Raw genomic sequence first — 14,503 nt, 5'->3', positions numbered from 1 at the left:
TCCCTGAAGCTGCATTGTTACCCTTTGTCGGCCTAAAAGACCGACCTACAAAAAAGCACATTTGGCGCCCCAAAAAACAAAAAAGGCCGATGTATAAACATCCGCCCTTTAAAAACGCATTAGTCGGCGTCTCGACCTAGCCAAAAGCGCCTCAGTCGGCGCCCCGACACACGTTACGATGGTTTCAGCGCTGCCTTCTTCTCATTGTAGCCACGGATCAACTCATCCACTGTATCCTGACAGTATTCGCGAATACCCGAGACCAGCATGTGCTTCTCACCACGGCCTATTACTTCGCCATTTTCAATCAGGTCAAAGCGCAGGATGATCTTGCCGCGTTTGCCTTCATAGCTGAACTCGTGCTCTCCTTCGCGCAGCTCGGGAGCGTGAGCATCAAGGGTGTCCATATGAATGCTCATGGACTCATAGATGATCATCGGGCGCGCCGGGTTAATCATTACTCCTTGCTTACCCATCAGCGGGATCACCACGTGTGGGAAGGCCTTACCCGAGAATTCCACATAGTTCTTGATCAGCGCGTTGGTCAGGGTCTTACAGGCACTGTTAGCGCCTTCACGAGCCACGCTCAAATAGCATTTTTCGCCATCTTTAATATCGAACTGGTCGCTGCCCTCTGGCATTCCCAGTTTAACGCCTTCATCCACCATGTTGGCGAAGGTGAAGCGCATCTGCTCATTAATTCCGTACTTATCAAGCACCACTGAAAACAGCAGATCCCCTGGCACACAGAATTTTTTCGCTTCAACATCGTGAAGTGGATTGAAATCATCGGCCACGGCTTTGGCAAAACGACTGCCCTGTTCACGGGTAATACACACGTGGGTGCCAAAATCTTGATAATACTGCTCTAACATAGCTGCTCTACTTGAGTACAAAAAAACTGCGGCAGTGTAACAAAATTTACGCACTGAGAGGTCGTATCTGTTGCTTTTTCCTTTAAAAAGGCACAAAAAAGGCCGCTTTGCGGAGCAAGGCAGCCTTTTTTATTAGTTTTCGGCTTAGTTAAAGTCGCGGTAGGCTTTTTCCAGCGCTTTCGCCTGCTTTTTCGACACACCAAGGTGCTCTAAAGCCAAACGAAGGCGAGCACGGGACATATCCGAGCCCAGGATCTCCATAGCATCTAGCACGGAAGTTGACGACTTCTTGCCGGTAATTGCCACGAAAATAGGCTCTAGGAAGTCTTTAATCTTCAGCTCGTGGAAGGTAGCAACCTTTTTAGCAATAGCGAAGATTTCTGGTTTTTCCCAATGGCGCAGCGTTTCCAACTCCCAGATAAAGAATTGCAATGCCTGACGCACCACACCTTCCTCTACCTTGCCGTCGGTTAACAGCGCCGGATCATAGTGCGGCATACCGGCAACAAAGTGCCCGGCCAGGTCAACCAGATCAGAAAGCGTATCGATACGGGCTTTCGCTTCCGGCAAAATGCGGCGCAGCATGTCGCCATTGTATTTCCAGTCAACGAAGCGCTGAATTAGTTGCTCGTCGCTGAAGTCTTCACGTAACCAGGTACCATTCAGCCATTTCAGCTTCTCGATATCGAATACCGGGCCACCCAAAGAAACGCGTTTCATATCGAAGTGCTCGATCATCTCTGCCAAGGTGAACTTTTCACGCTCGTCCGGCATCGACCAGCCCATACGGCCCAGGTAGTTAAGCACAGCTTCCGGCAAGAAGCCCATTTCTTTGTAGTAGTTGATAGAGGTCGGGTTCTTACGCTTGGACAGCTTAGACTTATCCGGGTTACGCAACAGCGGCAGGTGACCCAGTACCGGCGCTTGCCAGCCAAAGTCTTCGTATAGCTTAAGCAGTTTTGGCGCCGAGTTGATCCACTCTTCACCACGGAAGATGTGGCTGATCTGCATATGGTGGTCGTCCACCACATTGGCCAGGAAGTAAGTCGGGAAACCGTCTTGCTTCAACAGCACCTGCATATCAACGTTTTCCCATGGGATCTCAATCTCACCGCGCAGGTAGTCGTTAAATTTAAAGCTGCCTTCGGCAGGGATCTTCATACGGATAACGTAGGGTTTGCCCGCTTCCAGGTTTGCCTTCACTTCGTCGTCGCTTAGCAACAAGCCACGGCCATCGTATTTAGGACGCAGGCCCTCGGCCATTTGCTGCTCACGCATTTCGTCCAGCTCTTCGGCGGTGGCGAAACAGTAAAACGCCTTGCCGTCTTCAACCAGCTGGTGCGCGTATTTTTTATATAGATCAGAGCGCTCAGACTGACGATAGGGGCCGAACTCGCCGCCTACATCCGGACCATGATCCCACTGCAGACCAAGCCACTGCAGGCTGTCCATAATGGCTTGTTCCGACTCCGGTGTACTGCGCACCTGATCCGTATCTTCGATACGTAAAACAAACTCACCGCCTTGCTGCTTGGCAAAACAATAGTTAAATAGGGCGATATAGGCAGTGCCTAGGTGCGGATCACCGGTCGGTGACGGGGCAACACGGGTACGAACAGTCGTGCTCTGGGTCATGCTAGCGTCTCTTTCAATTAGCAACTAAAAATTTGCTGCAAATGCTAGCACAATGGCGGGTAATTTCGTAGAGGAAAACGCAGCGACAGGACACCTGAGTGCGAGAAATTTCAGCACCCAGGGTAGAGGTAAACCTTGAAATTAAGCGGCAATCTTATCCAGATAGGCGACGATATCCGAAGATTCGTACATCCACTGCACCTGACCGTCTTCTTCAATGCGCAAACAAGGCACTTTCACCTTGCCACCCTGCTCCGCCAGCTCCTGACGGTAGGCGTTGTCGCCTTTGGCATCGCGGGTTTCAATGTTCAGGCCGTTGCGCTTAATAGAGCGGCGCACCTTTACGCAAAACGGACAGGCATGGAACTGATACAGTGCCATGTTGGCGGTCTGCGTATCCAGTTGCTGCTGCGCTTGCGGGTCGCGCTTTTTGCTGCGCGGGGTAAAGACAAAATTAAAGAATAAAATAATGCGGCCTAACAACCAGCGAATGACTTTCATATCAACTCTCATCACGACAAAATCAAAGGCGCGAGTGTATCACGCGGTTAAAATTGCGCCAAGGGAAGTGCACACCCCTGGCTCCTGTCGAAAGTTATTACCGAAAACGGCTGCTGTAAGCTGTCGCTAAGAGCTAATCCCGAAAGCTGACAAAGTCATCACGGTGGATCAGCATGGCGCCATTATCATAGCCCAACACCTGCGCCTTAGACTGCTCCGGGTTCGCCAGCAGCTGCTGCAACTCCTCACTGTGATAACGGGCCACGCCCTTACCCACACTGCAGCCCTGACTGTCGAATACCTGCACCAGATCGCCGCGGCTAAACTCGCCGGCAAAGCGGGCAATACCAACGATCAGCAAGCTGGCACCTTGCTGCCTGAGCGCCTTTGCCGCGCCATCATCCACATAAATGGCTGCCTTGCTGATGGGGCCAGCCAACAGCCAACGTTTGCGGGTGTCTTTGGGTGCCGTCAGGCTGACAAAGCGGGTGCCCAGCTGCTGAGTTAAACAGTTGCTGATCACGTCCTCGCCGTGACCGGCACTGATGATCACATCCACCCCGGCATGGCGGGCAATGCTCGCCGCCTCTATTTTCGTAGCCATGCCGCCGGTGCCCACCGCCGTACCACTGCCACCGGCCAAGGCCTTAATGGAGTCATCGATATGACGAATTTCCGGGATCAACTCGGCATCCGGGTTGGTGCGCGGATCGGCGCTAAAAAGCCCGGGTTGATCGGTCAGCAGCAAGAGTTTATCCGCATCCGCCAGCACCGCCACGCGGGCCGAAAGATTGTCGTTATCGCCCACCTTGATCTGCGCCGTCGCCACCGCATCGTTTTCATTGATAATGGGCACCGCGCCCTCTTTTAACAACGCCATTAAGGTATCGCGGGCATTGAGATAGCGTTCACGATCATCGAGATCGGCGCGGGTTAACAGCAACTGCCCGACCGGCACATTATAAAGAGCAAACAGCGTCTGCCAGGTGTGTACCAACTGGCTTTGGCCTATGGCCGCCAGCATCTGTTTTTGTGCCAGGGTTTCATTACCGGCGCTGCGACCCAGTAATTCACGCCCTGCGGCCACGGCGCCGCTGGATACCAACACGATACGGTTGCCGGCCTTTTGCAGCTGCACACATTGGCGCACCAACTCCACCATGTGCGCCCTGTCCAGTCCCTGGCCGTTATTGGTAAGCACACTGGTGCCTAATTTGATCACTATGGTTTGCACCGTGTTTAGCCCTGCTGATAATTAAAAGAAGTTCATTTTTACCCCATGCTTGGGCGATTAAACAAGTTAAATTAATTCAACTATGCTAGCATCGCCGCACATTTTCACCACACTAGTTATCTCTTATGCCAGCGAGCCTTTGCCTGATCATTGCCACCTTTTTATGGGGAAGCTCTTTTATCTCTTTAAAGTATGCGGTGGGAGTCTATGACCCGACTGTGGTGATTTTTTTGCGCATGCTCACCACCCTGGCGGTGTGTCTGTGTTTATGGCGCTTTGTAAAACGTTTTGAATACCAAAGTGGTGACTGGAAATACCTGCTGGGCATGAGTCTGGCCGAGCCCTGTTTATACTTTTTATTCGAAGGCCACGCCATGGAATACACCTCGGCGTCTCAGGCTGGGGTGATAGTCTCCTGTTTACCGCTGATCGTAGCATTCTTGGCCTTTTTTATGCTCAAAGAGCACATTAGCCGCGCCATTATCGTCGGCTTTACCCTGTGCATTGGCGGCAGTGTGCTGCTGACCATGGTCTCGCCAAGCTCAGAGCAGGCGCCCAACCCCTTGTTGGGTAACACCTTGGAATTCCTGGCCATGGTCTGCGCCGCCTTTTACACCGTGAGCGTAAAACGCCTGTGCAGTCGTTATGCACCGCTAACCCTTATTGCCTTGCAGGGTCTGGCGGGCTCGATTTTCTTTGCGCCCTTTTTACTCTTTGTGGAAATGCCACAGCAGCACGACCCGGTGGCCTTTGCCCATATTCTTTACCTGGGCACCTTTGTTACCCTGGGCGGCTACGGCATGTATAACTATGCCATCAGCAAGGTATCCGTGCTGACCGCGGCGGCCTACTCAAACCTTATCCCCATCTTCACCCTGCTGCTGTCGGCCATAGTGCTGAGCGAGATCCTGACCCTGTGGCAATGGCTCAGCATAGCCGTGGTTTTTATCGGGGTGATGATAAGCCAGCGCCATCAGGCATTGGTGGTCGACCTCGACGAAGAAGATATCAGCGAGGCCGACACCAGCAAGCGCAACTCGGTCCCGGCTACCGGCGAGTTGAAGGGATAACAGGTCACCAGATGCAGGCCGCTGGCTGCGGCGGCCTGAGTATCGCTTTGATGCACCACCTGTTTGCTGTCGATGCGATAACTCAGGGTGCGACCATCGCGCAGCGTCAGGCTTAATTCATCACCCACCTGCACATGGCGTAAAAACGCGAAGTGGGTGTCGTTATGGGCGGCAATTACACTGGCGCCCTCACCTCCAAGCGGCCCAAAGGCCTCATCATGAGTTGGTGCAAACGCGAGATTACGGCCGCTGCTGCCGGCCAGCACAAAACGCTCCAGCGCCAAATGGGGCACAGTCAACTTGGCCACCACATGGGTGTCGGCATAATACCAGGGCGGAATATTGGCTCCGGGCAATGCCAGGCTTTGCTGCCAAGCCCGCTCAATCAACCATTGTGCCAACCAGGCCTTGCTCTGCATGTAGGTGCCCTGAGCAAAAAAGCTCGCCCCCAACGCGAACAGGGCAATGGCGCCGTAGCGCCAATAACTTGCCCGGGCTGCTGCTCGCTTTCCCTTAGCCATGAGCCTGTCTCCGCTCTCGTCTCAGCCACATAGCCGTGCTGAACATCAAGAATACGCCCAAGAATAAGTGCCACTGGGATTGCCCGTCGGTTTGCGCAAAGCGTTGCACCCGCTGGCCGCTGGCGACGTTATTGGCCACCTGCTCCTTATGCTGTGCCACAGTCGATGTGGCCACCTCTTCGACGGCAATAAAGGCGGTAAAGGGGCTGAGCAACTGGTGTTTCAGGGCCAAATCCAGCACCTGCGGACGCACCGCTTCGGCCGGGTTATAAAGCAACAGCGAGGCAATTTGCTGACGCGCCCACAAGCGGGCAATGGCTTCGCTGTGCGGGTAGGTTTGACCGACCTCATGCATGGGCATGGTTAAGCGCAGCGGTCCATGCTGGGTGTTGGCGTCGATATAAATATCCTGTTGCTGCGGCGCCAGTTTGATCGCCACCATCAGCGGCTCACCAAAGTAGAGATCCGGCAGCGGCTGCGGCCAATAGGACAATTCCTTGGCGCGCGCCGCGCTTAGGCGTACATCGCGCAGCGCCGGGTTTTGCAGGCGTTCAAACAGGTCCTGCATCTGGGTTTTTACCTCGCTGCCATCGCTGATAAAGGTATAGCTGCCGCGGCCAACATGGGCGGCACGACGCATAAAGTAGCCATTGGGGGCACTGCCTATGCCCACGGTAAAGAGGCGGTTATCACCAAGTTGCCTCTGCACCAAATCAAACAGGGCTTGCTCGTTGCCGACGCTGCCGTCGGTTAAAAACACCACCTGACGCACATAGCTTGGATGCGTTTTGCCATCGAGGGCCAAGTCCAGCGCCTGCGCCATTTCCGTACCGCCATCGGCCTGTAATTGATAGACAAAGCGCTCAGCATCGGCGCGGTTAAAGGCATTGGCCGCCACCGCCTGAGGGCGGAATAAGCGCGCACTGCTATCGAAGTCGACAATGTTAAAACTGTCGTTTTCATCCAGGTTATCAAGGGCATAAAAAAGCGCCTGCTTGGCCGCATCCATGGAGCTGCCGTGCATGGAGCCGGAGCTGTCGATCACAAAAATAAGCTCACGGGCAATACGCTGTTGAGCGCTAAACTGATCGCTTGGCGGCAACAGCATCAGCAGTCCATAGTCGCCGCTTTGCGCCGTTTGTCGAAAGAAGGCCGCCTGCGCCTGCTGACTCGGCGACACCTTGGCACGCAGCACAAAATCGCGATTCATGGCATCGTCACGTAATTGCACCCGGTAACGGCCAAAGTCCGGATTACTCACCTGAGCCAGGTAGTGAGGCGTGCGGATCTGCTCCAGCTGCAAACCAAAATCTATTTCTATATCCAGCTGCAACAAAGGCTCGCGCGAGCCGTCGATAAAGTCTTGCTGCTGCGCGAGTTGCTCAACAAATTTAGGCGCCAGCCAGCCCTGCGCGCCATTATTGGTGACGTTTGCAGTGGCTCGTAATTCTTCCAGGGCATAACTACGAGGATGATAGCGCGGTGTAAAGGTCATCGGCAGGCGCACGCTAAGCTCGGCATCGCGAAAACGGATCATTTCCTGATAACTCAGGGTGATTTCCACCCGCTCGCCTGGGCCAAGATTGGCAACCCGCGAGGAAAACATATTGGCGCGCTGCTGCTTTACCAAGGCCGCCCGTTTACCGGCGCGCTGGGCGGCGCGATATTGACGCTCGGCCTGCTGCTGCTCGGCAATTTTACCCACTATGGTGCGTTCGCCGACCTTCATGGTCATGGCATGCACCGCGCTTTCGCTTGGCAGTGGAAACAGGTACTGGGCGTTGACCGCAAAGGGGTGGCGGTTTACAAACACCTGAGTCACCTGCACCTGGTTGATCAACCCGGTGATCTGCATGGACGCTCGGGTGCTCAAAAGGACGCCGGGCGCCACATTCGTTCCCTGAACATCGCTAAATTGCAGTTGTGCCTGGCCTTCGGAGAAGGCACTGGCATTGGCGGGGGTAAAGAAAATTAGGGATAAAAGGCTCACAGCGAGGGCTGTGAGCACTTTGTTAGGACAACTCAACATAATTTGGTCCTCGGGTTGCGGTGGCTTAGTTTTTCGCCATGCGGTTTTGCTGCGCACCGCGGGCCGTCAAGGTTACGCGACGATCAAAGAAGTTCGTTTCATATTCGTTACCATTGGCGACAATTTTCTGCTCACCTCGCCCTTCGGCGAACAGCTGAGTGGCGGCCACGCCTTGCTTTACCAGGTATTGCTGCACCGCATCGGCACGGCGCTGAGACAGGTCTAGATTCGCTTGCTCATCCCCTTGCACATCGGCATAGCCATTAAGGTTAAGGTTTAAGTCCGGCTTGCGCTTAAGGATCTGCGCAAGGTGATCCAGCTGCTCGGCAAAGTGGGGTTCGATGTGCGCCGAGCCGGAGCGAAACTGCACCGTCATGGCTAAAAGGTTGTCGATACGGGCTTGCTCTAAACGATTTTGCTCATCTTCCAGGGCGTTGATTTGCGCAGTCAGCGCGCGGTTTTGCTGCAAAGTACTGTGCAACTGTTGCTCCGTGTCCTGGTATTGGCTCAGCTGCACTTGCTGTGACTTGATGGTGCTGTGCGCCGCTTCCTTTTCGCCGATAATGCCGCCGATAAAGGCTCCGGCAAAGGCACCGATTGGGCCGCCAACAATGGCCCCTACCGTGGCACCGGCGCCCAGACCCCAGGCGGTTTCCGTGGCCAGCTCTTTTTGCTCTTTTGCCATCGCTGGCGCCGCTACCAAAGTTGATACTAATGCAGTTACTAAAATGTGTTTTTTCATCGTCGTCATCCTTCAATTCTTAATGGGTTGGGGCAAGAACAGAAGTGGTTGCTTCCTCGCCTTGCTTGGTAGTTATTAAAACAAGGCACAGTGGCAACAAAGGGGCGCAAAAATGGAAAAACAAAGGGCAATTATGGCAACAAAGTGGCAAGCCTGAGCACCAACTTAACAGGCTTTAAAACAAGGAGTTAAAGCAACACTTGTAAGTCGTTGTAGGTCGGGCTTCCAGCCCGACAAAAGAGCCTCATTGTTGAGATGTCGTTGTAGGTCGGGCTTTGCCGCCATAGTTGTAGGTCAGCCTTCAGGCTGACAAAAATACCCTATTGCCGAAACGCCCTTGTAGGTCGGGCTTTGCCGCCAGGGATGGCGGTAGTAGAGCAATGCAGGAGCAATTGCCGATAAGCCCGACAAAAGAGCAACATTGGTTAAATTTGTCGACGCAAAGCATCGACCTACAAGGCTAAAGCCTCGCCCAAAGTACCAAGCGACAAGGTGCAAACACCCGGCCACAGCACCTGTAACTGGGCGCTAAAGCGCTGACTGTCGCCACTGGTGAGCAAACGTACTCGACCCGGCGTTGCGCTGGGCTGCGTTCCTAACTGCGTTCCTAACTGCGTTCCTAACTGCGTTCCTAACTGCGTTCCTAACTGCGTTCCTAACTGATAGCTTGGCGCTAAACGGCGCTGCAATTGCAAGGCCACCGCCTGCTCCGTGGTGATAAGGCTAACGCCCGAGGGCAGAATGCGTCTTAGCAAGGGGGCAATAAAGGCGTAATGAGTGCAGCCCAAGACCAGCACATCCACCCCCTGGCTCAGTAGAGGCTCACAATAACGGCGCAATAGTGCCTCCGTGTGATCACCGTCGAGATGCAGGGCTTCTATGGTCGCCGCCAATTCGGGACAAGGTTGAAAAACAATGCGCCCCAGGTCTTCGGCCTGTTGCCGGCACAGGCGCTGAAAGCTCTGCGACGCTATGGTACTGGGGGTGGCCAGCACGCCAATAACGCCACTTTTGCTTTGCTGCAATGCCGGTTTCACGCCGGGCTCGACGCCAACTATAGGTAAGGAGTAATGCGCCCGCAGTGAGCCAATGGCCGCCATGGTGGCGGTATTACAGGCCACCACCACCGCCTTGGCGCCCTGGGTCGCCATATAGTCGACTATGGCATGGCAGCGCCCGCGTATTTCGTCCTGCGTTTTACTGCCATAGGGCATAAAGCCAGAGTCGGCGATATAAAGCAGGTCTTCGCTCGGCAGCAATTGATGCACCGCCTGGGCCACGGCAAGGCCGCCGACGCCGGAGTCAAAAATACCTATCGCTTGCTTATTCATAGCCGAGTACACATTACTTAGGGCAAAACCTTTGGGTGGCAAATTTTAGGGCCTTTGACGGTCAAAGCCAAGTCCAATCACGGCATCACCCTCTTTCCTCTCGCACGCCTTCGGCAGAACCTTCGGTATAACCTTGCCTAAATGCCAATAGCTGCTAAAAATTAATGCTTACTGCGCGTAAATTCAAAGAGTAATACGCATTCCATTTTCATAATCAAACACCGCATCAGGGAGAGTCCCCAATGAGTAAGGATGTATATATCACGGTTCGTATTAATGATAAGTGTCAGCCCATAGACCGCGGCGACACCTATGAAGACCCATTGGATGAGGTATTGCAGCGACTGCAATTGGGGGAAGTCACGGGTGCCGGCACCCAGCTAAATGCAGAAAACCAGATTGAATATTGTGAGCTTGACGTCTTGGTCAGCGGCGATATCGACCAGGCCAAGCGCGCCATTATCGACACCCTGGAAGGGATCGGTTTGCCAAAGGGCTCCAAGCTGTTTATTGACCGCGACGAATTTGCCATCGGCAATCATGAGGTGCTGGCCCTGCATTTCGATAACCTCACCCTGCCCGAGACCATTTACGAGCAGCACGATATCAACGATGTGCTCGCCGAAGTAGAAACCCTGCTCGCCCACAGCGGCAAACGCAATTGCCACAGCAGCACCCATCACGAAACCATCGTCTACTATGGCGGCCCCTGCTTTACCACCATGGAGCAGCGCATCCTCGACTATGTGCGCCAACACCCGCTGTGCCAAAACGGCAGGATCACCCAGGCGGCGTAAGTAGCTAGGATTGAATTAAAAAGGGTGACGCTTAGGTCACCCTTTTTATTAATCTTGTCTTTTGTGGGAAAGCCTAACAATACTGCCCACAGGCGAAGCCGCAGCTCCAGGCGTATTGGAAGTTGTAGCCGCCGAGCCAGCCGGTGACGTCGGTGACTTCACCGATAAAGTACAGGCCCGGGGCCTTTTTCACTTCAAAGGTTTTTGAGCTTAGTTCGTCGGTGTCTACGCCGCCCAGAGTTACCTCTGCGGTGCGATAACCTTCGGTGCCGTTTGGTTTGATTTGCCAGTTGTGCAGGTAGTCGTGTAGCGCGGCGATTTGGCCGTGCGTGAGCTGATTGATGTTAGCATCGGGAATGGCCTTGGTGTCGTGCAGCATTTCTACAAAGCGTTTCGGTAAAATGGTCGCCAAGGCATTTTTCAATGACTTTTGTGCGCTTTGCTGGCGTTGTTGTTCTAACCATTCGGTGATGTTTAGGGTAGGAAGTAAGTTAATACTCACTGCCTGCCCTGCGCGCCAAAATGAGCTAATTTGCAAAATGGCCGGGCCAGATAAGCCGCGGTGAGTAAAGAGAATATTCTCGCGAAATTGGGTACCGCACTCGCTTGTCACCAGGCAATCGGCGCTGATACCCGAGAGGCCATCAAAACGGTCTTTATCATGCTGGTGCAGGGTAAATGGCACCAAGGCAGCCATGGTAGACAACACCTTTAACCCGAACTGCTCGGCAATTTTATAACCGATTGGCGTGGCGCCGAGTTTCGGCATGGTAAGGCCACCGGATGCCACCACCAGGGATTCACATTCATAGGTGTGCGTGCCCGTTGTGACTATGTAGCCTTGCTCGGTTTTTTCCACGCCGATGACTTCGCTGCGCAACTGCACGCTTACGCCCGCCCATTCACATTCGGTCATAAGAATATCGACAATGTCTTGGGCGCTGTTATCACAGAACAATTGGCCGAGGGTTTTGTGGTGGTATTGCAGACCGTGGCGGTCGACCAGGTCGATAAAGTCGCGCTGGGTGTAGCGACTCAAGCAGGATTTTACGAAGTGCGGGTTGGCACAGAGGTAATTTTCAGGGCTGGCATTTTCGTTAGTAAAGTTACAACGACCACCGCCGCTGATCAGGATCTTACGGCCGGGCTTTTTGCCCATATCGACCACCACTACATCGCGGCCACGGTAACCCGCTTGCGCTGCACACATTAAACCCGCAGCACCGGCACCAATAATCACCACATCTTTTTTAATCACAGCATCACCCCTAGAAAAACCGCCGCTATTCTACCAAGCCAGGGCCGACAAAGATATTTACCCGGGTTAATTAAACGCGCCGAATGCCAGACAAGGGCACCGAGTTTAAACTCAGGTTGAAATTGCACCCAAAGCAACAATAGAACAAGAATCAACCAGCAAAAACCAATACAAAAGAACCAACAAAATCAAAAATAAAGATACTAACAGATTAATTTTAAACGTATATACGGCCAGATATAACAACCAGTACCCCTTTTATACCCAAAAGTTATTGCAATAATATTAACAAATAATTTACCATCCTCTTCGAAGTGTACTATTTGGGTACAAACTAAAAATAAATGGGGACTCTTATGACAACTAGAAAAACACTCCTCGCGCTAGCTATCCCGATGGCTCTTAGCTCATCGGCCCTCTACGCGAATGACATTCAAGAAGTGACGGCGCCGCAACAGGCGACACTGGCACAAACTCAGGCCAAACTAAAAGGCCAATCGCCATTAACCACACGCTTTATCATCAAGTACAAAGACAACGCCGAGCTAGGCACCAGTGCTGCGACCATGCCGGGCAATGGCAAGGCCCGTGCGAAGAAGTTTGTTGATGGCTTTAAAACTAATCGTGGCCAGGCTCGCGCTCAATATGTGCGAGAAATGGCCCTGCAAAATCACCACGTGATCCGTGCTGATAAGAAATTATCGGCGCAAGAAGCACAGCAGTTCATGCAAGACATGGTTGCCAGCGGCGAAGTGGAATACATCGAAATCGACCAGATGTTAAAGCCGTTCGCTACACCGAACGACCCACGCTACAGCGATCAGTGGCACTACTATGAAGCGGCTGCAGGCATTAACGCACCAGCGGCATGGGACTTTGCAACCGGTGCCGGTGTAACCGTGGCCGTGCTTGATACGGGTTACCGCCCACACGCCGACTTAAACGCCAATATCCTCCCTGGTTATGACATGATCTCTGACACCTTCGTTGCCAACGATGGCGGCGGTCGTGATAGCGATGCTAAAGACCCAGGTGATGCGGTAACTGCGAACGAATGTGGTTACAGCCATAATGCCAGCAGCTCTAGCTGGCACGGCACTCACGTAGCGGGTACGGTAGCGGCCGTTGCCAACAATGGCGAAGGGGTAACGGGTGTTGCCTATGACGCCAAAGTTGTGCCGGTTCGTGTACTGGGTAAATGTGGTGGTTTAACATCAGACATCGCCGATGCCATCGTATGGGCCTCAGGTGGTTCGGTATCGGGCGTACCAGCCAATGCTAATCCAGCGGATGTGATCAACATGAGTCTTGGTGGCAGTGGTTCATGTAGCTCTACTACACAAAACGCCATCAACCAGGCACGTGCCAACGGCACCGCGATTGTTATCGCCGCCGGTAACGACAACGACAACTCGGCAAACTACAACCCGGGTAACTGTAGCGGCGTAATCAACGTGGCCTCGGTTGGCCGTAACGGTGGTCGTGCTTATTACTCAAACTATGGTTCAAACATCGACGTGGCGGCTCCGGGTGGCGCACAAAGCTTTGCCAACGACCCTGAAGGTATCTTGTCTACCCATAACTCAGGCTCAACTTCACCTTCAAGCGACAGCTACCACTACTCACAAGGCACCTCAATGGCGGCACCTCACGTAGCAGGTGTGGCTGCGCTTATCAAACAAGCCAAACCCACGGCAACACCGGATGAAATCGAAAGCATCCTGAAGTCGACCACCAAGGGCTTTAGCGCAACCTGTACCAGCTGTGGTACCGGTATCGTTGATGCGGCGGCTGCGGTTGCTCAGGCAAGCGGCGGTACAACGCCACCACCAAGCGGCGGCAATGAGCTGACTCCCGGCACAGCAGAAACTGGTTTAAGCGGCGCAGCCGGCTCTGAAACAAGCTACACCATGACGGTACCTTCGGGCGCCACTAACGTGACCTTCACCACCAGCGGCGGCAGCGGCGATCTGGACATGTATGTTAAAGCGGGCAGCGCTCCAACCACATCAAGCTATGATTGCCGACCTTACCAAAACGGTAACAACGAAACCTGTAGCATCGACAACCCAACGGCGGGCACTTACTACGTGATGCTGCGCGGTTACAGCGCCTACAGCAATGCATCGCTATTGGGTGAGCTAACCACCTCGGGTGGTGGCACGGGCACAGGTGGTGGCGGTACCGTCTCCGATATTTCAGCATCTGCGGGTCAGTGGAAACACTACACATTAGAAGTGCCTGCAGGCATGATCACCTTGGATGTCAACATCTCAGGTGGTACAGGTGATGCCGACCTATTTGTTCGCTTTGGCGCACAGCCTACGGCCAGCAGCTATGACTGTCGTCCTTATAAAGGCGGCAACAACGAAAGCTGTAGCTTTAGCAACCCACAAGCGGGTACCTGGCATATTAGCCTTAATGCTTACCAGACCTTCTCTGGTGTGACATTAAACGCGCAATATAACCCTTAGGATATTCTCCTACCCAGCAAAAAGGCCGCTTGATGC

At 53.5% G+C, this 14,503-nt stretch carries 12 protein-coding genes; 3 read left to right on the top strand and 9 right to left on the bottom strand.

The genetic code is table 11. The features are described from left to right. Positions 1-173 precede the first annotated feature (173 nt). The 4 genes from C2M35_RS05265 to proB all read right to left on the bottom strand — a co-directional run bounded on the left by C2M35_RS05265 (position 174) and on the right by proB (position 4,236). On the bottom strand, positions 174-875 hold the full coding sequence (locus C2M35_RS05265; RefSeq protein ID WP_105264773.1) for a DUF3581 family protein: 702 nt from the start codon (positions 873-875) through the stop codon (positions 174-176). Positions 876-1,019: 144 nt separating this feature from the next. Beyond that, on the bottom strand, positions 1,020-2,510 hold the full coding sequence (gene gltX, locus C2M35_RS05260; RefSeq protein WP_105264772.1) for a glutamate--tRNA ligase: 1,491 nt from the start codon (positions 2,508-2,510) through the stop codon (positions 1,020-1,022). A 141-nt stretch (positions 2,511-2,651) separates the two neighbouring features. Then, positions 2,652-3,011, bottom strand: a complete 360-nt coding sequence (locus tag C2M35_RS05255; protein WP_105199542.1) for a glutaredoxin family protein — start codon at positions 3,009-3,011, stop codon at positions 2,652-2,654. Positions 3,012-3,144: 133 nt separating this feature from the next. After that, the gene (gene proB / locus C2M35_RS05250) at positions 3,145-4,236 is read right to left on the bottom strand and encodes a glutamate 5-kinase (protein ID WP_442792671.1); all 1,092 of its coding nucleotides are present in this window, start codon (positions 4,234-4,236) and stop codon (positions 3,145-3,147) included. Positions 4,237-4,370: 134 nt separating this feature from the next. On the opposite strand from proB, the gene C2M35_RS05245 reads away from it, so the two are divergent. After that, a complete protein-coding gene (locus C2M35_RS05245; protein WP_105199540.1) occupies positions 4,371-5,315 on the top strand; it encodes a DMT family transporter in 945 nt (314 codons plus the stop codon). Here C2M35_RS05245 and C2M35_RS05240 read toward each other — a convergent pair. From C2M35_RS05240 to murI, 4 genes are all read right to left on the bottom strand, one after another. Beyond that, positions 5,219-5,836 carry a class GN sortase gene (locus C2M35_RS05240; RefSeq protein WP_105264771.1) on the bottom strand — a complete coding sequence of 206 codons (618 nt, stop codon included), beginning with the start codon at positions 5,834-5,836 and terminating at the stop codon, positions 5,219-5,221. The genes C2M35_RS05245 and C2M35_RS05240 overlap by 97 nt on opposite strands. Next, positions 5,829-7,826, bottom strand: a complete 1,998-nt coding sequence (locus C2M35_RS05235) for a marine proteobacterial sortase target protein (RefSeq protein ID WP_234000023.1) — start codon at positions 7,824-7,826, stop codon at positions 5,829-5,831. The genes C2M35_RS05240 and C2M35_RS05235 overlap by 8 nt, the downstream gene beginning before the upstream one ends. Before the next feature lie 64 nt (positions 7,827-7,890). Next, entirely contained in the window at positions 7,891-8,607 is a 717-nt protein-coding gene (gene pdsO / locus C2M35_RS05230; protein WP_105264769.1) for a sortase-associated OmpA-like protein PdsO, read from the bottom strand. Between the two features lie 452 nt (positions 8,608-9,059). After that, a complete protein-coding gene (gene murI, locus C2M35_RS05225; protein WP_158677919.1) occupies positions 9,060-9,938 on the bottom strand; it encodes a glutamate racemase in 879 nt (292 codons plus the stop codon). Positions 9,939-10,180: 242 nt separating this feature from the next. Here murI and C2M35_RS05220 point away from each other — a divergent pair, with 242 nt between their 5' ends. After that, positions 10,181-10,735, top strand: a complete 555-nt coding sequence (locus C2M35_RS05220) for a hypothetical protein (protein ID WP_105188328.1) — start codon at positions 10,181-10,183, stop codon at positions 10,733-10,735. Between the two features lie 73 nt (positions 10,736-10,808). Here the strand turns inward: C2M35_RS05220 and C2M35_RS05215 are convergent, their stop codons facing one another. Then, on the bottom strand, positions 10,809-11,993 hold the full coding sequence (locus C2M35_RS05215) for an NAD(P)/FAD-dependent oxidoreductase (RefSeq protein ID WP_105264767.1): 1,185 nt from the start codon (positions 11,991-11,993) through the stop codon (positions 10,809-10,811). Between the two features lie 356 nt (positions 11,994-12,349). Between C2M35_RS05215 and C2M35_RS05210 the strand changes: the two genes are divergently transcribed. Beyond that, complete coding sequence (locus C2M35_RS05210; protein WP_199774391.1) at positions 12,350-14,467, top strand: S8 family peptidase; 2,118 nt, start codon at positions 12,350-12,352, stop codon at positions 14,465-14,467. Positions 14,468-14,503: the final 36 nt, after the last annotated feature.

Source organism: Pseudoalteromonas sp. T1lg76 (genome assembly GCF_002964725.1).
GTDB lineage: Bacteria > Pseudomonadota > Gammaproteobacteria > Enterobacterales > Alteromonadaceae > Pseudoalteromonas.
Note: the sequence above shows the minus strand (reverse complement) of the source record. Positions and strands in the feature narration are given on the sequence as shown.

Excerpts from the sequence above, each read along its gene's own strand:
- C2M35_RS05265 (WP_105264773.1), bottom strand. The coding sequence starts at position 875 with ATGTTAGAGCAGTATTATCAAGATTTTGGCACCCACGTGTGTATTACC.
- gltX (WP_105264772.1), bottom strand. The coding sequence starts at position 2,510 with ATGACCCAGAGCACGACTGTTCGTACCCGTGTTGCCCCGTCACCGACC.
- C2M35_RS05255 (WP_105199542.1), bottom strand. The coding sequence starts at position 3,011 with ATGAAAGTCATTCGCTGGTTGTTAGGCCGCATTATTTTATTCTTTAAT.
- C2M35_RS05245 (WP_105199540.1), top strand. The coding sequence starts at position 4,371 with ATGCCAGCGAGCCTTTGCCTGATCATTGCCACCTTTTTATGGGGAAGC.
- C2M35_RS05240 (WP_105264771.1), bottom strand. The coding sequence starts at position 5,836 with ATGGCTAAGGGAAAGCGAGCAGCAGCCCGGGCAAGTTATTGGCGCTAC.
- pdsO (WP_105264769.1), bottom strand. The coding sequence starts at position 8,607 with ATGAAAAAACACATTTTAGTAACTGCATTAGTATCAACTTTGGTAGCG.
- murI (WP_158677919.1), bottom strand. The coding sequence starts at position 9,938 with ATGAATAAGCAAGCGATAGGTATTTTTGACTCCGGCGTCGGCGGCCTT.
- C2M35_RS05220 (WP_105188328.1), top strand. The coding sequence starts at position 10,181 with ATGAGTAAGGATGTATATATCACGGTTCGTATTAATGATAAGTGTCAG.
- C2M35_RS05210 (WP_199774391.1), top strand. The coding sequence starts at position 12,350 with ATGACAACTAGAAAAACACTCCTCGCGCTAGCTATCCCGATGGCTCTT.